The sequence below is a fragment of the Vibrio clamense genome (assembly GCF_050337905.1).
Taxonomy (GTDB): Bacteria; Pseudomonadota; Gammaproteobacteria; order Enterobacterales; family Vibrionaceae; genus Vibrio; species Vibrio cortegadensis.
Genome location: NZ_JAKJTJ010000018.1, coordinates 147489 through 167177 on the forward strand (window position 1 = coordinate 147489; position 19689 = coordinate 167177).

The following is a 19689-nucleotide window of genomic DNA, read 5'->3' on the forward strand; positions in this document are numbered from 1 at the left end:
TTTATTCTTCTAGATATTGGGTATTTGGCGTGCTGACTTGGTACTCGAAAGCACCAAGTAAAGAAGCAAGCTTGCTGCTGGTTTGATTAAAATCGGTAACTAAGCGACTCAGCTCGATCTTCAAGGCTAATTCATCAGTCGAAGCTGTAATCACATCACCAAACTGAGTTGTATTATTTTGATAACCTCGCTCAACAGCTTCGATTCGATCGGTGACTTGTGGCAATAGGCGGTCTTGATAACGCTTGATTCGCTCCTCTAAATTCACTCTATCGGTCACGAGTGCATTGACTTGTGCGTTCAACTGAGCGAGAAGAGTATCCTTCTGATATTGGGCAGCCCCAACTTGATACTGAGCTGAGGAAAGGTTCTTATCTTGTCGATTACCGGTGAACAAAGGGATGTCCATCGTGATATAGGCGCTAAGTAAATCAGAAGCGGGATCGCCCATCATGTTGTAAGCTTGGCGATAGGCATACATCACTTCCACACCAAATTGAGGACGATAAGCCTGTTCCGCAACCTCAACTTGAGTACGAATTGCTGAGATATTTGCGTCTGCCATTCGAGCCATTGGGTGGCCATTAAGCAAAGCGTAATACTGATTATTAGTAGGATGAGCCTTTAAGGTTGAACTCAAACGTTGCCAATTTAACTGGAAGCTCGCTTGCTTTGACGTTTCTGCACTCAGCCAATCCGCTCCTAACCATTCTGAAAGTTGGGCCATCACTCTGGCTTGCATTTGCTGATTTGAGTGAAGTTTTTCATCAAGCTTGCTCACCTGGAGCTGGGTATTCAGTAGGTCTTGAGCTTCGCTTTTTCCAATAGAATAGTTGGTTTGGACATACTGCTCCATCTCTGCCATCAGACTTCGAGTCTCTTTAACCAAAACTTCAACATGCTGGAGGTAACCAAGCTCTAACCACAGCTGCGTGACATTATTTGCCACATCACGTTCACGTACTTGGATTTGATAAGCGGCACCGTCAGCCTGCTGATTGGCTTTACGTTGTTTGAGTTCGAGAGTCGACCCGCGTTCAAACTGCTGCATCAACCCAACTGAGATATTGGTCATTGGATCATCATCAAACTTAAACGATTCAACAGGCAAACCACCAAATCCGACTTTAAGTTTTGGATCCATTAAGGTAGCACTGGCAATGCCTGATGCTCGAATGGCTTGTGACTGCGCTGCATATTGCGACCGACTGGGATCATTAGCCAATGCCGTCTCAATCAGCCAATTGAGTTGCTTAGTTGATGCAACTTTAGATGGCGAAACCGTTTGTGTTGCCGCATTAGAAATAGCCGGAATTGCAGATACAGCAACGACGATCGTTAAGCAGCAGGTTTTAGGTAAACCTAATCTATAAAATTCAATATTCACTATGTTATCCACGATATAGTGTTATGGATACCCCAAGTAACCAAGCAAAGTAATGGTTAGACTTGAGAGCTAAATGTGCTGATATTGAATTAAGCGGAAGGTGGGCGGAGCAAGCCTTGGATACGCGTCACTTTATCACCAATCTTGAAAGTATGGTGTAGTGCCAGAGATGATGACACGATTTTAACGCCATAAGACGGATCGATGGGATAAGACACACTCGAACAGACCGACACACAGCAATCATCAACATTCGATTCTGAATCTCCGCAATGCATCATGGTTGAAGATGCCTCTGCGCCTGCATCAACTGTCGGAGTATTGCTACTCATCGAATGACAATTTGTTTTAATCGGATTGGTGTGATGATTGGTTGAGGTAGTTTCGGTACTTGTTCGCGTTTGAGCATGGTGCGTAGGTTGATCAGGCGTGGTCATCGCTTGGCTTTTCATATCACTCATCGTCATGACTGGCGCACTCGACACATAGTTAGACATCAGCATCGCAAAGATACTGAACATCGTGATCCATATGTGTTTAAGTGAGTGTTTCATATCATACCTATCAGAGTAATAAGTGAATTTTAAACATTCCCCCTGGGGTAAGGTCAATGCTTTATCACAAATTACTCAATAGAAAGTCTCGATTGCCATAAATGAAAGGCAACCTCATCTCGCTGAAGCAATGATCAACCGAGCCGACCATTACAACCAAACCTTAGCGTTTATTAATAACCCACCTCAAGATTGCACCATTAATGTTATAACTCCAGATGATAACTTTGCTGTAGGAAGATTAACGACAAATAACAACAAACTTGAAGCTGGGTATCAGATGGGTCTAAGGGCGGCTAAAAATGCATCCATTTCAGCTTTAGGGATAAATTGAGTAATTCGGTAGCTATCGCTCAGATGATTGAGAATGAGATCATTGATGGGAAACTTATACCGATACGATAATGACGCATTTGGTCAAAAAACGTCTAGCGCTATCATTATGTACTGAACGTCCAAAACAAAAAAAACGAGCACTAGGCTCGCTTTTCTCTGTCATTTTTTAAGCTCTATTACAGCAATTCAATCGATTGTTGAGCAATCACGAATTCTTCGTTGGTTGGAATCACCATTGCGACAGCACCTAGCATCTCAGACTTGCCGACGATACCAGCCGCACCGAATCGAGCCGCTTCATTACCTTTCTCATCTTCTGCGAAACCTAGTAATTTAAGGCTATTAAGAATTTCACGACGAATTGGCAGTGAGTTCTCACCAATGCCACCTGTGAAGATGATGCCATCAATAGAATCCAAAGCGACCATGTAAGAAGCAATGTATTTTGCTACACGGTAAGTGAATACTTGGAATGCAAGCTTAGCGCCTTCATGGCCTTCTTCCATCGCTTCAAGAATGCCACGAGCGTCACTTGTTAAACCAGACACGCCTAAGAAACCAGATTTCTTGTTCAACGCTTCAAAGACTTTCTCTTGAGACCAGCCTTTCTTCATCAAGTACTCAATGATGCCTGGGTCTAAATCACCACAGCGAGTTCCCATCATTAGACCAGACAGAGGAGTGAAGCCCATGCTGGTATCAACACTTTGGCCATCTTTGATTGCACAAACAGAAGCACCATTGCCTAGGTGAACAGAAACAAAGCTGCTCTCTTCAACTGGTTTATTAAGCATTTTTGCTGCTTCACGGCTTACGTAGTAGTGGCTAGTGCCGTGGAAACCGTAACGACGAATACCGAAGTCTGTATAAAGCTCTTTTGCAATAGCACCTGTGTACGCTTTTGCAGGCATAGTTTGGTGGAAAGCAGTATCAAACACAGCAAACTGAGGGAGCTCAGGGAATGCAGCCATAGAAGCTCGCATACCAATCGCATGAGCAAGGTTATGTAGAGGGGCTAAATCACTTAGAGCCTCTACGTCTGCAACGATAGACTCATCTAAACGAACGGTTTTAGTAAACTTCTCACCGCCGTGAACCACTCGGTGGCCTACAGCAACAACATCTTCAATTAATTTGTACTCTTTTACTAACTCAACTAATTTTGCGACTGCAAGTTGATGGTGATTCTCTGTGCCTTGAATAGCGAATTCAAATTTTTCACCTTGGAATTTCCAGTTCATGCGAGCATCTTCTAGCCCGAAACACTCACCAAGTCCACTTAATACAGCATCACCCGAAGCTGAATCAATAACGGCAAATTTCAGAGACGAACTACCTGAGTTTATAACCAGAACAAACGAATTAGACATTTGTATATGCACCCTGTTTTAGACTGAATTGTGAAGCAATTGCTTCATGTTTGTATGAATCCATTATTCAATAATTTTTGAATCTTTCAACTTTCTTTTAGACGGAATAGCATGCGAAACGCTTTTTTGTTGATCTAGGACAGTTTTTGATTTTATTCGAGCTTAAAAATATAATTAACCTGATTCATATAGTTGAATCTTGCAGATTTTTTTGAATTCCCCACCTAAACTAATGTTGCAACTAACAACTTTATAACAAGATTAAATTTTAACGAAAAATGGCTGCTAATCTGCTTTTAATTAGGATGGAGTATAACTTTGCCCTTTTTTTCTATGTTACTGGTTACTATTGGGATCGCTCTTTTGATTTGGGCACTAACACCTGCACAACAGATAAAAGAGACCACCAATCAACATGGTTGGAATCTACTCTGTAATTTGATCAGAGCATTTATCATTGGCTACTCTCTGTTCTTGTACAGTTTACTAAATCAAGCTCCCACCCTACTCATCACCGGACTTTCACTTATTCTTTTCGGCGGCAGCATTTTTGTAGTGATGGTCATCCACTTCAGCTCGACAACGATCAAAGAACTTGATTCTTTAGTCGAGCGCGAGCGATTTAATGCACTACACGACTCTCTGACCTCTTTGCCAAATCGACAATACTGCATGGAAACAATTAATAGGAAGATTAAAGTACAAACAGGGTTTACCACGTTACTGCTCGATGTGGTCAACTTTAAACAAGTGAACGATGCGATGGGACATGCTTGTGGCGATAGGTTACTGATTAAAATAGGCCAACGAATTTCTGAACTACTTTCTGATGATGATTTCATGGCAAGGATAGGTGGAGATGAATTTGTCCTTGTGATCAATAAAATGTCACACAATGAAATTTTAACTTTAATCAATTTAATTGATATGAATTTGCGTCGCCCTTTCAGTATTGATGGTTTTGAAATCGCCTCAAGTGCGGTATTTGGAGCAAGCCAATATCCTAAAGATGGCGAGACTCCAGATACTCTCATCAATCATGCAGACATCGCAATGTACCATGCAAAACAGGCAGGAAAACTACTTTCAAACTACACAGCCGAAATGAGTCATGGCGCTAAACGTAAGCTGCAGATCGCCAGCCAATTGCAGCTTGCTTTAGATCATGATGAGTTCGTTCTATTTTACCAGCCAATCATTTCAACAGAAACTGGGCTAGTAGCCAGTTACGAAGCCTTAATCCGTTGGAATCAACCTAATGGCGAACAAATAAATTCTTCGGTTTTTATTCATATTGCGGAACAAAGTAACAAGATCACTCAAATTACCCAGTGGGTATTAAAGCAAGTTGAATTAGATATTATCAAATTTCAAAATCAAGGGCTGTATTACCCAGTTCATGTCAATTTATCGGGTAAAGACGTACTAGGTAATACAATCACCAAACTATTAACCGACCTTGTTCAACGTACACCAACGATTGCCCAATATTTGGTTTTAGAAATAACGGAGAGTACGGCAATAAGTAAAATGGCGAATTTAGAACTTATTATTTCTCAAATAAAAGAACTTGGTTTTAGCATTAGTCTAGATGATTTTGGCACAGGCTATTCATCACTTTCACTACTAAAAGATTTACCCATCGATCAAATTAAAATAGATCGATCCTTTATACAAAAGATCATAACAAATAAACGTAACCAGTCTATCGTTGTTAATACGATTGCACTTGCTCATGGTCTTGGTTACAGCGTGGTTGCTGAAGGGATAGAACATCCAGATACCTTACATTTACTGACCGCATTCAAATGCGACTATATTCAAGGACACTACTATTCCGCAGCACTATCCATTCAAGATGCGATTAACTGGTCACAACAGCACAATGCGGAATATGGCAAAACCTTATCGACCGCAGTAAAAAGCAATTAATTGAAAGCCCTTCTTTTAAATACAAAAAAACCGAGCACTAGGCTCGGTTTTTCTTACTCAGGTTAAATTAACCTTCGTTATTGCGGCGACCGCGGTGACCAGCACCACCATTGCCTGAATTTCCATGACCACGTTCGCCACGGTAGTTACCACGGTTGTCACCACCACGGTTACGGTCAAAACGACGTTCGCCATCACGAGAAGATGAACCACCTTCACGGTTACCACGGTAGCCGCCGCCTTCACGGTTTCCGCCATTACCACCTTCACGATTACCACGGTAACCGCCGCCATCACGACGTTGACCACCGCCATCGCGACGTTGACCGCCATCACGGCGAGGAGGACGACTGAAGTCAGTGAAATCTACAACAACAGCACCCACATCTTTTTGACGGATGCGTAGTTTGCGTAGTTTACCAGCAGTGTCAGAGTTCATTGCTTTAGGAAGCTGAACGTAAGTTTGACCTTGGTCTAGCTTGATAGCACCGATAGAACCTTTAGTTAAGCCAAGTTCGTTTGCTAGTGCGCCAACGATATCTTTAACTTGAACGCCTTGCTCACGGCCAACTTGTAATTGGTAAGTATCCCAATCAGCAGTGTTGCCACCGAAGTCACGACCACCGTCACGTCCGCCATCGCGGCTATCACGTGGATTGTCACGACGCTCTTTACGGCGGTTTTTATCACGCTCGATTGCAGCAATCATAGGATCTGGGCCAGTGTAGAACAATGGCTGTTTACCTTGTTGACGCTTAAGAAGCATTGCAGCAAGTGTTGTTGAATCAATTTCAAGAGACGCTTGTAGTTTCTCTACTAGTTCAACAAAGTTTACTAGTGCAGTGCTTTCTTTATCAGCTTCAAGCTCAGTACCTAGCTTAGCAAGACGAGACGCTGCAACTGCATCACGTTCTGGAAGTTGAATCTCTTCCATTTGTGATTTAGTAACACGTTCGATAGTGCGAAGCATACGAATTTGGTTTGTGCGAACAAGAAGAATCGCTTTACCTTTACGTCCAGCACGGCCAGTACGACCAATACGGTGGATGTAAGATTCAACATCGAATGGAATATCGTAGTTGAATACGTGAGTAATACGCGGAACATCAAGACCACGAGCGACAACGTCAGTTGCAACTAGGATATCGATAACACCTTTTTTGATATGATCAACAGTGCGCTCACGTAGAGACTGAGGAATATCACCGTGTAGTGCTGCAGCTTTAAAGCCACGAGCAGACAACCAATCCGCTAGACGTTCAGTATCTTGACGAGTACGAACGAATACGATTGATGCATCAGTTTCTTCAGTTTCAAGAAGACGAGCCATTGCTTCATCTTTCTCTACGCCTTTCACTACCCAGTAGTTTTGCGCCACTTTATCGACAGTGTGGTTTGTACCAGCAACGTCAACTCGAGCAGGGTTACGTAGGTAACGGTCAACAATAGTTTTAACCATTGGAGGCATAGTTGCAGAGAATAGTACGCGCTGTGCTGATTCAGGAGCTTGCTCTAAAATCCAAGTAACGTCATCAACGAAACCCATTTTTAGCATTTCATCTGCTTCATCAAGAACAAATGTATGCGCTTCATCTAGGTGTAGACGGTCACGAGTTAGTAAATCTTTAACACGACCTGGAGTACCAACAACAATGTGAGCACCGCGGCTTAGAGCTCGCATTTGGTCAACAATTGAAGCACCACCGTAGATTTCAAGAACTTTAAGACCTTTAATGTCACGGCCAAGGTTTTTGATTTCTGCAGCAACTTGAATCGCTAGCTCACGAGTAGGAGCCATGATGATTGCTTGTGGTTTGTGTTGGTTAAGATTAATTTTGTTCAGGATTGGTAAAGAGAATGCAGCTGTTTTACCAGTACCTGTTTGTGCTTTACCTAACGCATCACGGCCTTCTAGAAGAAGAGGAATAGCAGCCGCTTGGATTGGTGTAGGAGAAACGAAACCCATGCTGTTTAGAGCTGAAAGGACATTTTCGTTAAGAGCTAATTCATTAAATTGAATTACAGATTCGGACATTGGGATCCCACTATATAAATTAAAACAAAAGGTCCCAGGTGCTCTACCAATTCAATACTGATCCAATCAGATACTGATTCCGTTCAGTTGCGAAACAGTAATAAAAACGCATCAAGCCATTAGGGACGTCTAAGGGAGGCGGATTATTCCTTAAACGCATAAAAAAAGCCAGAAAAAATTGAAATACATCACAATTTTTTCTCATTAACGAATAAAGTGATCATCTATTCGACATATTTAGTCGAATATTTAGACATCAGCCTAGCTTTGTATGAAATCTAAGCTCTACTTTATTCATCTCCCAAGCTTGCTTTAAGTAGTAATCATTCCTCGCAATGATTATAGTGTGCTTAATCACATTCGTTTGAAAAAAGACAGTATGTTTCAAGATAATCCTCTATTAGCTCAGCTAAAGCAGCAAATCCAAGAGACCCTTCCTAAAAAAGAGGGGACAATTAAAGCAACAGAAAAAGGTTTCGGCTTTTTAGAAGTCGACAGCAAAACAAGTTTTTTTATTCCGCCGCCATATATGAAAAAGTGTACTCATGGCGACAAAGTTGTTGCGATCATTCGTACCGAGAAAGAGCGCGAAGTTGCAGAGCCTGAAGAACTAATTGAGCAAGGACTGACACGTTTCATTGCTCGCGTGAAACTATTCAAAGGGCGTTTAAACTTAATTCCAGATCACCCTCAGCTGAAAAAGCTTCAATTAAAAGCAAAAGCAAAGAAAGGACTGAATCCTGAACTATTGAAAGAAGGCGACTGGGTCGTTGCTCACCTTATTCATCACCCTTTAAAGGGAAACGATAACTTCCTAGCTGAAATTTCAGAAAAAATCACAGATGCGGATGATAAAATCGCACCATGGTGGGTCACTCTTGCACAGAATGATCTTCCAAATAGCGAGCCTGAAGGTATCGACAACTGGCAAGTCAATGATGATGCCGATCTAGAACGCGTTGACCTCACCGATTTGCCTTTAGTGACCATCGATGGTGCTTCTACTAAAGATATGGATGATGCGCTATACGCAAAGAAAACAGAATCTGGCGATTTTGAACTGACTATTGCGATCGCCGATCCAACCGCCTATATATCACCAGAAGATGAGATGGATAAAGTTGCCCGTGAACGCGGCTTCACTATCTACTTACCTGGTCGTAATATCCCGATGTTACCGCGCGATCTTGCTGATGACTTATGTTCACTGATCGAGAACGAAGTTCGCCCTGCCCTCTGTTGTACCGTCACGGTAAGTAAAGATGGCGTTATCGGTGACGATATCAAATTCTTCGCTGCGAACATCAAATCTCATGCTCGTCTTGTATATGATCATGTATCGAACTGGCTTGAAAACGGGAAATCAGAGGAATGGCAACCTGAAGAGCAAATCGCTACCGTTGTTAAAGATCTTTATGATTTCTCACTTGCACGTGCAGATTGGCGTAAGAACAATGCTGTCGTATTCCCAGATCGCCCGGATTACCGCTTTGAATTGAGTGAAGACAACGATGTGATTGCGATTCATGCCGATATGCGTCGCTCTGCAAATCGATTAGTTGAAGAGTCGATGATCACCGCCAATATTTGTGCGGGGACTATCCTTAAGAACACTTTTGGCAATGGCGTATTTAACACTCATGCTGGTTTCAAGCCGGAAAAGCTAAAGGATGTATTAGAGCTAGTCAATCCTCAATCTGAAGACGCATACACAGAAGAATCGATAACAACATTAGAAGGATTTGCAAGCTTACGTCGTTGGTTAGGCACGTTAGACACCAACTATTACGATAACCGTATCCGTAAGTACCAAGCATACAGTGAAATTGGCAATCAACCTCTTCCTCACTATGCCATGGGCCTAGACATTTACGCGACGTGGACATCACCAATACGTAAATATGGTGACATGATCAACCATCGAATGTTGAAAGCGCACATTCTAGGTAAAGACCCAATACAGACGGCAGATGAGTCGGTCGGTGAAGAGCTAGCGTTACACCGTCGCCATCATAATATGGCAGAGCGAAATGTGGGTGATTGGCTATATGCACGTACTTTATGTGATGAGCCAGCTAAGGAAACGCGTTTCAAAGCAGAAATTTTTGACATTAACCGAGCAGGTATGAGAATCCGCCTTATCGAAAATGGAGCCGCCGCTTTCATACCTGGCTCTCTTATTATTGATAATAAAGAAAGAATTAGCTGTAATAGTGACGACGGTACTATTTGTATTGATAAAGAAGTGGTATATAGAACAGGTGACGAATTAGAAGTTGTTTTAACAGAAGTCAACCTAGAGAATAGAAACCTGGTCGCAAAACCAACTCAAGTTTTTGCAGAGCAGCCCTCAGAGACTGATGAAACTAAAGCATAATTAATTCAACCTCTTAGATAGGCGCTCACATTATGAGCGCCTTTTTTTGTCACAATTAAACGCAAAATCTGTTTTATATTGACAATCGCGGCTTAGGTCTGCATTTGAGGTAATCAATGCCCATCATCGATATCATAAAGTTATCAAATTTAGAACAAAGGAAAACGGAGCGTTACCCAGCGCCCAGAAATGGCATTTTTATCGTCAGACAAGGAACAATGCATTTTAGCTACCCAAACGGGAAGAAGGGGAAACTTGAGGCTGGGGAATTTGTGCTATACAGCTCGGGGGAGTTTTATAGTGCGAATAAAGAGATAAATGGAGGCAACTTCGTCGCAGAATCAATCAATTTTGATATCAGTCTATTTCAAGAGTTTAGGCAACATTATGATGATATCAACTTTATCTCTAACTCTAATAAACTGTACAAGTTCGATCAATCCGACACAAAAATTTTTAAACTACTCACTTTTTTGATCGATACTCACCACAGTGCTTCATTTAATAGATTTGCTCAATCACATATCGCGTTTGCGCTTCTCGCGATGATGTTAGAGAAGTACCCATCACTATTCAGTACTGTGGTCACGGCTTCAGAGCTCACTGTCACCCAGAAAGTCATCAACTACATAGACAACAATATAGAGAATGATATCTCACTTGACTCTCTCGCTTTACATATTGGAATGTCAACGGCCACATTAAAACGCAGGCTCGCAGCCGAAGAGCTTTCATTTTCAAATTTACTCAAAATAAAGAGAATTAATCACGCCTCTAACCAACTAAGAAACTGTTCAAAATCAATCACTCAAATTGCGTATGATTCTGGCTTTAAAAGCGCAGCCCACTTTAGTACTGTATTCAAGAGTTTACAAGAATGCACCCCAAAAGAGTTTAGGGCAAAAGCAGCCGTAGAGGCCTAACCCTACACGGTTTACCAAATATAAGCTTTAGGATCCCTTTCTATCTCTTTCAACACTGCCACCAAGTCAGTACTTGAAGGCAAATAAGGGTAAGGGATCCATATCAGTGTTTCTCCACTATGCTGTGGAACAAAAATAGACCACCTTCGGGTTTGGTTATCAAATTCAATTTTGGCAACAGGACTTATATATTCACAGTGGCTAGAGTCGAGTAAGTAATGCGCTTTAGAGAACTGTACTCCATTCTCACATGTTTCAAATAGAGACTTCCCTAACTCCACAGGATGATTACTATTACGCTCATGACAGAGTTGTGTCGCACTTCGTTCGAGCCGATGCTTATCCATCTCAATAACTGCCATTCAAACCTCCTTAGGCAATAAAACATTTCTTGAAGCGGTGAATAAGAACCCAAGTAGACCTCCCTAGCACAAGTCTAGGCTCTCAATCTTTATAATACCATTTATCCTATTCACAAAACTGTAACCAGAACCTCATATGATGCTGTGAGCTTAAACATACCATATGGAGTTATTTATGTTACGAGTCGCAATTGCCACTCTCCTGTCTGCTTGCCTACTCACTTCTAATGCGTTTGCACAAGAAACGAATATATCAGGATCAACGTCTGTTGCACGATTGATGGACGTACTTGCCGAGAAATATAACGCAAGCCACCCAGATTCTTATATCGCGGTTCAAGGGATTGGTTCGACTGCTGGAATTACAATGGTTAAAAAAGAGGTCACCGATATTGGAATGAGCTCCCGTTACCTTACCGAACGTGAACAAGAAGCGGATATGGACGTGTTTCCCATTGCTTATGATGGGCTTGCATTGGTCGTTAATCGTACTAACTCGATTGGCAATCTAACCAGAGAGCAGTTATACGATATTTACAAAGGAAAAATTACAAATTGGAAAGAAGTCGGTGGGGAGGATAAGCCAATTGCAGTGGTCACTCGTGAGCCTTCATCCGGTTCAAGATACAGTTTTGAGAGCCTGTTAGGTTTAACAAAAATCGTCAACCATCGTTTAGTATCTGATATAAATCCAAACAATTTAGTCGTGAACAGCAACAGTATGGTTAAAACAATCGTTAACCATAACCCGCACGCGATTGGTTTTATTTCAAAAGGGTCCATTGATCAATCCGTAAAAACGATCAACTTTGCAGGTGTTAAGCCTACTTCTCAGAACATCGCAAAGGCCCATTACGGACTATCGCGACCTTTTTTGTTATTACATAAAAAAGACTCATTAACGAAAGAGTCCTCTCAATTTATTGAGTTCATAAAGTCGCCTCGCGGACAGGCGTTAATCAAAGAGTATGGATACACTCCTGTTAAGCATTAACAAAAAGAGAGAGCAAATGCTCTCTCTTTTTTTATTCAAAACATCACGGTTTAGAAGTGCAATTGAATCACTGAGGTCACTACACAACCAGGTCTACGAATTCCTTCAATCTCAACGCGAATTTCACGTTCAATCTCAAGACCTTTTTTAATCGGTGTCACTTTTAGTAGTGTGCTCTTCGCTCGAACATTATTTCCAGATTTTACCGGATATGGAAAACGTACTTGATTCAACCCTATGTTTACGACCATTTTTGCCGTTGGGAACATTGAATTTGATTCGTCTACACTATCAGTCAGCTTAGGGAGTAACGCTAAAGTGAGAAAGCCGTGTGCAATAGTGGTTTTAAATGGTGAATCTGTCGCTGCTTTTTCTGGATCCGTATGGATCCACTGATTATCTTCAGTTATCTGACCAAACTGATTAATACGGTTTTGGTCCACTGGCAACCAGTTACCCACATGGATAACTTCACCAACCTGAGTTAATAGTTGATCATATACTTCTTGGGCTTCTGGTTTTAACTCAATAGGCTCAGGAGCCGGAGCTTCTTCATTAACAGCAGGTAGCTGATGATCTCTCACCCATGAGAAAAAATGACTGTTTTGAGTTTTATTCAGAAACTCTCCCCAGTACTCACGTAATGCAGGGGACATCCATTGCATGAATTCAGAGTGCTGTGCAGACCAGCTCTCTCCACGATGTTTAAAAATATTTGCGACTTTCATAAAAAACCTCAGTCTCACCCAAGAACACTAACTATTACTCTTTAATTTTGAAACACTTCACAGTTTCGTGCAAACACTTTCGAGCTAACACGCGTACTCTTAACAGTATAAAACCACTAATTTCAACAACTTGCCAATAAAACATTATTTTATTAGATTTCACCAAGCTGAGCATTTACTCAAAAAACCATTGATATGATGAATAAAATAGGCAAGCACCATAAAAATCAGCCTTAATGCATCTAACGGCTAAAATAACAGCAAATAAATAATTTTCTTCATTTTTTTCTTTACAAGGTTCGTGCCAATACATATTATACGCCACGAAATGGAGGGATGGCTGAGTGGTCGAAAGCACCGGTCTTGAAAACCGGCAACCGTTAATAGCGGTTCTAGGGTTCAAATCCCTATCCCTCCACCACATTTCGAAAAAAGCCTTTGATTATCAAAGGCTTTTTTTATATCTGCAAGACACGTAACTAATCACCAAGAATAATCGACACCACTCCCTTTTCTTGAATTCAGTTTAAATTATTCCACCGATCTATTTCTGTAGTACTACACAGCGGACGGCAATTCACTTCCTCCTTATTCTAGTTATACAAACACTGGTAACGAACCATTGCCTTTTACTTGCCGTATAGCCAGGTGAGTATGGATATCTTTTACATTGGTTAAACGCTGTAGTTTCCTAGTAAACGCTTCGTAGCCCACAAGATCTTTACTCACCACCTCTAGCAAATAGTCATAAGCTCCCGAGACAACATGACAGTTCACTACTTCTTCCATATCCACAATGGCATGTTCAAATTCATCAATGGAACTCTCTTGATGGTTATTCAAACTCACTTCGACAAACACAGTCATCGCGATTCCAACGGACTTCCTATCCAAAGTTGCTCTGTATCCGCTGATCACGCCCTGCTCTTCTAACCTTTTCAAGCGTCTCGCGCACGGTGAAGCAGACAACCCCACCAGATCGGCAAGTTCAGCCGTCGTTAAACGTCCATCACTTTGAAGTAGATGCAACAAATGACGATCAATCCTATCCACGCGCACTTTCCTTTCATGTTTATAGAAAATTGAGTGGAAACCATTAAAACTAGTCCACCTCTTAGCGGAACCCACCATTTACACCTTACTATAACTGCAAGTTTGCCAAATTCCACCCGTAAAATTGATACATAATTCCAACATCTACCTAAACAGATAATAACATCATATGAATTACGGCTACCCTGCAATCATTGCGACTCTTTTACTTTGGTCTGGTTTCTTTTTGTCACTAAAAGGAGGAGCGAATTCAAATCTTACTCCGGCAGATATTGCAATGATGCGATTTGCGTTACCTGCTTTGGTATTACTTCCTTTAGTGGTAAAAGCGAGAATCGAGATAATGAAGGTTCCTCTGCGTTATTTGATAGGAATGTTTATTGGATGTGGCCTACCCTATCTGCTCATTGCAAGTACAGCCATGCACTTCGTTCCTGTTGCCCATGGCAGTGCTTTAGTCCCAGGGACGCTTCCGCTTTTTGTTTCTGCAATTGCGGTTATTTTATTTAAGCAACCTCTTAGCCAACATAGAAAGTTAGGTCTTGCATTTGTGTTTCTAGGGATCCTGTTATTTTTAACGAGTAGCTTAGCTGAGTATGATGGAAACCAACTGACTGGGCACCTACTGTTTCTAATGGGAAGTATGATGTGGGCGATGTTTACCATTTGCGCTCGTGTGGCTAACTTAGATGCTCTCGTAAGCGCAGGGCTAATTTCATTGTTATCCGTGATCGCTTTGTTTGCACTGGTGAGCACTGGCACGCTCGATAGCCACTTAACATCTATACCGTTTAACTCTTGGCCATGGCAAGAGCTCGCTGGGCATTTGATGCTACAGGGCTTAGGGGCCGGCTTACTTGCAGCATTTACCTATTTATATGCTATCAACAAGTTGGGGGCAGAACGCTCAGCAGCCTTTGGATCCGCAACTCCGGCAGTCGCTACTCTACTGGCTATACCTATTTTCGATGAAGTTCCAGACTTAACCACATGGGCGGCACTAGGCTTTATCTGTGTTGGCAGTATTATCGCGAGTAACGTATTCCTTAAAAATGACGCTTCGCTTCAATATCGCCCTCCCACTCGTGATCAATAGACTGATTTCAATCACCTCTGATTCAGGCGGGGGTTATTTCGATTGTGGGGGAAAGTCGACTACGTTACATTATCTTTTTTGTAAGGCTCTCGGAGCAAATTATGATCACTCCTATCGCTATTCGCCTCACTCAAGGTCGAGATTTGAAACAAGCTATAGCTGAACTCGTACTAGACAACAAAATCAGTGCAGGCTCTATTGCTTCTTGTGCAGGGTGCATTTCACAGTTAAATATTCGACTGGCTAACGCAGATAATACGTTGAATGTTTGTGCGCCTTTCGAGATTGTATCTTTGACTGGCACGCTCACGCCAAACCACCAGCACATTCACATATCCGTTGCCGACAGAGAAGGAAAGGTATGGGGTGGGCACCTATTAGAAGGCACTATTGTTTCGCACACCGCAGAACTTATCGTTCACCACTACCCTGATCTGATGTTTTCGCGAGAACACGACGCTAGTACAGGTTACACTGAACTGTTGGTTTCCTCATCACAATAGTAAAGTCCTCTTCAGCATAGTCATCGATTAATGACACATCATCACACTGAAGTTTGCAGTAACGATAAATAGCCTGTTTGTTATAGCTCACAAGCAATGGCTGAGGTGGGAAAACATCTGCATTTAAAAGGTTGAAAATAAGTACTTTGTCCGCAGCTTGATACATCTGATTTATGACTGAAGATAAGTAATCGTCATTACGCGAACGATAATTTAACGAGCCAGAAGCGACAACAATATCATGCGGCTTAAGGGTCATCTGGCTAAAATCACCCCATATAAAGTGACTTGCTGTTTTGGTGCTCGGATCGAGATGGTGTTGAGCAAACCTCTTTTTCGTGGTTTGAATAAATGGGCGATGCTGATCTATCCCTGTGTATGAATCGAGAGTGTATATCTCATCAAGATAACGAAACAAATCACCGAACCCACATCCCAGATCTAAAACGCTCCGATCATTAAAATTCGTCGCCGTGGCAATAGCTTGAAAGCGTTTACTCTGAGCAGTTTCATCTGACCATCCTAATATTTTCGCGTTTCTTCCTCGCCATTTTTTCAAACGAGTACGATGAAACAAATAGATCTCTAATCGGTCCAAAAGGTGCATAATCTTATCCGCTTTATTCGTCGCGCTTTGAGCTATTCAATAGAAAAATTGACGAGTATTAATTAATGGTCGCATATCGAGAAGTATGTAACAATCCCACCTCTTATTTACCCGTTAAAGTCGTACCAATGAAATTTCAAGCCGCTATTTTCGACATGGATGGACTCCTCCTCGATACAGAACGTGTCTGCATGAGAGTCTTTAAACAAGCCTGTGAAGTCCAAAATCTTCCATTTTATGATGATGTCTACCTTTCTATCATCGGCCGTAATTCAGCAGGAATTGAAGTCATTTTTCGCAACGCTTATGGAGAGTCTTATGAACGACTTAATGCAGAATGGCGTGAACGCTACGGTGCGATAGTTAAACACCAAGCAATTCCAGTAAAAAATGGCGTGATTGAGCTACTCGAATGGTTGAAGGAAAATAAATACCCTATTGCTGTCGCCACCTCAACCCAAAAAGACATTGCTGAAATTAAACTTCGGCTCGCCGGGTTAGATCAGTATGTGGATAGCTTAACCACGGGTTGCGAAGTCAGCAAAGGTAAACCAGATCCAGAAATCTATCTGCTTGCGGCCAATCGCCTACAAGTACAACCTGACTTGTGTTTAGCATTTGAAGATTCCAATAACGGAGTTCGTTCTGCTATCTCTGCCAATATGATCGCTTATCAAATACCAGACTTGGTTGAGCCTTGCGAAGAAGTATTGGCTCTGGGGCACTCCATTTTGCCTTCGCTCTCGCATGTATTAGCGTCATTAAAAGAGTAAACATTCGATAGCAGTAGCAATAACATTTAAGTTCGAGTTAATCGCTGGTTAATTACACTCCCTCACTAGCATTTGAGTCGATGTGAGGGAATGTGCCAGCTCCTTGAATCAAGCTCTAAGAGTTTGAGCTCGTACTTTCGAATCCAAGTCGAACAGAAACTTTGCAGCTTCAATATATTGCGGATATTCGATAAATTTCTGACGACAAGCTTCTGTCATCATGTGAAGCTCTTCTGCCAACATTAATTCCCAGTAGAGTGATGTTGTATGCAGCATCGCTAAAAGTGGCTTAAACACCTCTTTTTCATACGCCAACATTAAATCTTCTAAAATTATGTCACGTCCATCTTCACTGCTGATCGGTAATTCAATCGCTGCTTTTGCTTTGAGATAATGTTCGTTACCAAGCAGATTATTCATGACGGGTTGATTGTCTTGAGCTAATTCAATGAGTTCTATCTTGATAGCTTCTCGCCAGTTCTCTTGGCTAAGATCATCTTCAGCAACAGTGTCTAACTCATCATAGATCCTACGCTCTGTGGCTCGTTGCACCTTCATCAGCACCGAGCGAACTGTTTGAAAGGGTAATTGATACTCTTTACAAAGCTCAATGATTAATGAGTGGAAACCGCCATGAGGGAGATGAAGATTTGTTTTGAAAATAGCAAGAGCGGCTTCTTGCTGTGGCGTAAGATCGCGCATGATGGTTATGGTCCTTTGTTCTAGTTTACTCTTTATTTAGACTGCTAGCTTTCTAGGAAAAGCTAGCGGCGTAAACCATATACCAACCATAGACTTGAAGATAGCTTTATAGTGAAAGAAGCCTAACAATCAGGCCAATCAGGCCAACAGCTCCATCAAAACCTTTAGATTTTTATTAGATAGCGATATTCGTTTGATGCCAATAAATACTTAGCAAAATCACGATCGTTCTCTTCTGCCATAATGTGCTCAATAAGCCAATTTGCCATGAAGAGTATTACCGTCTTCAATTCACAATGGTTATTGATAAACTGAGAGCATTGATTTTTAAGCTGCTTAAGTAGCATATTATGAACATTAGTATGTTTTTCATAGCCGTCATAACGAGAAAGCACCATAAGGTTCTCTTCACTTATGAAATGATATTCCGCATAAGCGATAACTTCGTTGATCAAACGCTGCATTATGCCTCTCGATTCATTTTGATTAACCAATAACTTATTAATCATCGCGAGCAAATTCTTATGTTGCAAATCTATAACTTCGATACCAAGATCATAGCTATCTAGCCAATTGTAAGTATGCATTCCTACCCTACCGCAATTTGTCATTAATAAAACGGAGTATGAAGAGGTGCAATTTTTGTAACATGCCTTCAACTCACTCCGTATATCGTACCAATAAGCGAACACTTTTGGAACGTAAACAAGCGACATACGGTAAATTGGTGGCATATTCTCTCTTAAAATTTTGCCCAGAAGCAGAACTAAGACATACCGCCTCATTTTAATCCACCAGTAGCTTATAAGCAGTATAAAAAACTATGATTCGGGAACAAATAAACACGTTTATTGTAAAGGTAAAGATCAAAGATCAGAGCGAATCCAATGCCAAAGTACCTGAATCGTTTTAAGAAACACGATGATAAAAACAAAATTTATGATCGCTTTCATGATTCCCACTTTAAGAAGTGATATCAGAGCAATCAATATGGCGCTTGAAATAACAATTTTGTCGTATAGTGGTACGTCTTCCGTTTGTTTACTCATAACTTACTCGATTTTCCTGCCGTAACCCTTGTAGTACCTATCAAGAATTTGATTATATTATTAACCTGATGAGATTCTTCAATTCCAGTTTTACACCAAATCGCAAAATGCTCACAGTTGTTAAAAACCAAATTATAGCTATCTTCTCCAAGCCGAGATCTTGCCCTTTCTACCGTTTTCGTTGCAGAATAAAGCTTATAATCATGTTTCTTTTTATGCTTTAGAAAATGATCCAATATCAAGGTCTTGTCGATACTAAATGATGCCTGACTAGCCAATTTAACTTTATCTGGTTTCGCATACTGATCAGGAAAAACAAGAACAGAGTACTCTCTAGCCCCTCTTAAAAAACGTTCAAAAGAGGTTGATTGAATTAGATTATCACCAATATCAGATTTATCTGATGTGTAGCTTATTACTTCGTGCTTATTAATGTAGATACCGTAATGATCATAGAGGCCCCTCGACACTGCAACAATATCACCGGATTTTATACCTCTTTTCTTTTTCTCTTTTTGTTTCTTAAATGTACCTTTAGAGTGCCCGCCAGATAAGCCTATCAATCTTTCAGCTAAACTGGCATCTTCATACTCTTCACAACCGAATAGAGCATCGCCTCTCCTTGCAATTTTTCGCCCTTTTTCTTCTATCGTATCCACAAGCCAATCACCAAGCCCCACAGCTATCTCCTAGATTCCATTAATAAATCAAAGTATTTTTATTGTCATAAATATGACACAATCACCTATAAAGTCATTGATTAATTTCAAGTTTTTATGAATTGCAATGATAATTATCGCTATACTCCAACCACCTTGCTCAAAATCAAGAAAAGAATCCAATATAAAACCTCACCATAATGAATAACAATGCAATTTAACTGCCTGTGGCAAACTCATCATAAATCC

The 19689-nt window shown here is 41.2% G+C and carries 20 protein-coding genes and 1 tRNA gene; 9 read left to right on the top strand and 12 right to left on the bottom strand.

Annotated elements, in window-relative coordinates:
- Position 1 precedes the first annotated feature (1 nt).
- Both L4C39_RS01335 and L4C39_RS01340 read right to left on the bottom strand, forming a co-directional pair.
- A complete protein-coding gene (locus L4C39_RS01335) occupies positions 2–1387 on the bottom strand; it encodes a TolC family protein (protein WP_390903255.1) in 1386 nt (461 codons plus the stop codon).
- A gap of 89 nt (positions 1388–1476) precedes the next feature.
- Complete coding sequence (locus L4C39_RS01340) at positions 1477–1941, bottom strand: hypothetical protein (protein WP_429743979.1); 465 nt, start codon at positions 1939–1941, stop codon at positions 1477–1479.
- 97 nt (positions 1942–2038) lie between these two features.
- Here L4C39_RS01340 and L4C39_RS01345 point away from each other — a divergent pair, with 97 nt between their 5' ends.
- Entirely contained in the window at positions 2039–2275 is a 237-nt protein-coding gene (locus L4C39_RS01345; RefSeq protein WP_353958736.1) for a DUF6363 domain-containing protein, read from the top strand.
- A 178-nt stretch (positions 2276–2453) separates the two neighbouring features.
- On the opposite strand, the gene L4C39_RS01350 is transcribed toward L4C39_RS01345, so the two are convergent.
- A complete protein-coding gene (locus L4C39_RS01350) occupies positions 2454–3647 on the bottom strand; it encodes an acetate/propionate family kinase (protein WP_017053536.1) in 1194 nt (397 codons plus the stop codon).
- 318 nt (positions 3648–3965) lie between these two features.
- Between L4C39_RS01350 and L4C39_RS01355 the strand changes: the two genes are divergently transcribed.
- Entirely contained in the window at positions 3966–5579 is a 1614-nt protein-coding gene (locus L4C39_RS01355; protein ID WP_315973069.1) for a putative bifunctional diguanylate cyclase/phosphodiesterase, read from the top strand.
- A 67-nt stretch (positions 5580–5646) separates the two neighbouring features.
- Here the strand turns inward: L4C39_RS01355 and L4C39_RS01360 are convergent, their stop codons facing one another.
- Positions 5647–7614, bottom strand: a complete 1968-nt coding sequence (locus tag L4C39_RS01360) for a DEAD/DEAH box helicase (protein WP_171757397.1) — start codon at positions 7612–7614, stop codon at positions 5647–5649.
- A 379-nt stretch (positions 7615–7993) separates the two neighbouring features.
- Here L4C39_RS01360 and rnb point away from each other — a divergent pair, with 379 nt between their 5' ends.
- Both rnb and L4C39_RS01370 read left to right on the top strand, forming a co-directional pair.
- Positions 7994–9991 (top strand): exoribonuclease II, encoded by a 1998-nt coding sequence (gene rnb / locus L4C39_RS01365; RefSeq protein ID WP_113799850.1) that lies wholly within the window; start codon positions 7994–7996, stop codon positions 9989–9991.
- A 116-nt stretch (positions 9992–10107) separates the two neighbouring features.
- The gene (locus L4C39_RS01370) at positions 10108–10914 is read left to right on the top strand and encodes a helix-turn-helix domain-containing protein (RefSeq protein WP_429743982.1); all 807 of its coding nucleotides are present in this window, start codon (positions 10108–10110) and stop codon (positions 10912–10914) included.
- 11 nt (positions 10915–10925) lie between these two features.
- Here the strand turns inward: L4C39_RS01370 and L4C39_RS01375 are convergent, their stop codons facing one another.
- Positions 10926–11276: a DUF3024 domain-containing protein gene (locus L4C39_RS01375; protein ID WP_017053599.1), complete on the bottom strand. Its 351-nt coding sequence runs from the start codon at positions 11274–11276 to the stop codon at positions 10926–10928.
- A gap of 175 nt (positions 11277–11451) precedes the next feature.
- Between L4C39_RS01375 and L4C39_RS01380 the strand changes: the two genes are divergently transcribed.
- A complete protein-coding gene (locus L4C39_RS01380) occupies positions 11452–12270 on the top strand; it encodes a phosphate ABC transporter substrate-binding protein (protein WP_113799725.1) in 819 nt (272 codons plus the stop codon).
- A 50-nt stretch (positions 12271–12320) separates the two neighbouring features.
- Here the strand turns inward: L4C39_RS01380 and L4C39_RS01385 are convergent, their stop codons facing one another.
- Positions 12321–12998 (bottom strand): MaoC family dehydratase, encoded by a 678-nt coding sequence (locus L4C39_RS01385; RefSeq protein WP_136995294.1) that lies wholly within the window; start codon positions 12996–12998, stop codon positions 12321–12323.
- Positions 12999–13328: 330 nt separating this feature from the next.
- Here L4C39_RS01385 and L4C39_RS01390 point away from each other — a divergent pair.
- Positions 13329–13419 (top strand) — tRNA-Ser (locus L4C39_RS01390).
- Between the two features lie 176 nt (positions 13420–13595).
- Here the strand turns inward: L4C39_RS01390 and L4C39_RS01395 are convergent.
- Entirely contained in the window at positions 13596–14051 is a 456-nt protein-coding gene (locus L4C39_RS01395; protein WP_261889626.1) for an Lrp/AsnC family transcriptional regulator, read from the bottom strand.
- 169 nt (positions 14052–14220) lie between these two features.
- Here L4C39_RS01395 and L4C39_RS01400 point away from each other — a divergent pair, with 169 nt between their 5' ends.
- On the top strand, positions 14221–15147 hold the full coding sequence (locus L4C39_RS01400) for a DMT family transporter (RefSeq protein ID WP_113799729.1): 927 nt from the start codon (positions 14221–14223) through the stop codon (positions 15145–15147).
- Positions 15148–15248: 101 nt separating this feature from the next.
- Entirely contained in the window at positions 15249–15650 is a 402-nt protein-coding gene (locus L4C39_RS01405) for a PPC domain-containing DNA-binding protein (protein ID WP_429743985.1), read from the top strand.
- On the opposite strand, the gene L4C39_RS01410 is transcribed toward L4C39_RS01405, so the two are convergent.
- Positions 15607–16257: a class I SAM-dependent methyltransferase gene (locus L4C39_RS01410; protein WP_171757392.1), complete on the bottom strand. Its 651-nt coding sequence runs from the start codon at positions 16255–16257 to the stop codon at positions 15607–15609. The genes L4C39_RS01405 and L4C39_RS01410 overlap by 44 nt on opposite strands.
- Positions 16258–16385: 128 nt before the next feature.
- Between L4C39_RS01410 and L4C39_RS01415 the strand changes: the two genes are divergently transcribed.
- Positions 16386–17030 (top strand): HAD family hydrolase, encoded by a 645-nt coding sequence (locus tag L4C39_RS01415; RefSeq protein ID WP_371712601.1) that lies wholly within the window; start codon positions 16386–16388, stop codon positions 17028–17030.
- A 108-nt stretch (positions 17031–17138) separates the two neighbouring features.
- On the opposite strand, the gene L4C39_RS01420 is transcribed toward L4C39_RS01415, so the two are convergent.
- The 4 genes from L4C39_RS01420 to L4C39_RS01435 form a co-directional block, all read right to left on the bottom strand.
- Positions 17139–17732, bottom strand: a complete 594-nt coding sequence (locus L4C39_RS01420; protein ID WP_429743987.1) for a hypothetical protein — start codon at positions 17730–17732, stop codon at positions 17139–17141.
- A gap of 164 nt (positions 17733–17896) precedes the next feature.
- Positions 17897–18466, bottom strand: coding sequence for a bacteriohemerythrin (locus tag L4C39_RS01425; protein ID WP_429743989.1), 570 nt, complete (start codon positions 18464–18466; stop codon positions 17897–17899).
- Positions 18467–18598: 132 nt separating this feature from the next.
- A complete protein-coding gene (locus L4C39_RS01430; protein ID WP_136995290.1) occupies positions 18599–18781 on the bottom strand; it encodes a hypothetical protein in 183 nt (60 codons plus the stop codon).
- On the bottom strand, positions 18778–19461 hold the full coding sequence (locus tag L4C39_RS01435) for a lecithin retinol acyltransferase family protein (protein ID WP_170961651.1): 684 nt from the start codon (positions 19459–19461) through the stop codon (positions 18778–18780). Before L4C39_RS01435 ends, L4C39_RS01430 begins: the two co-directional genes overlap by 4 nt.
- Between the last annotated feature and the right edge of the window lie 228 nt (positions 19462–19689).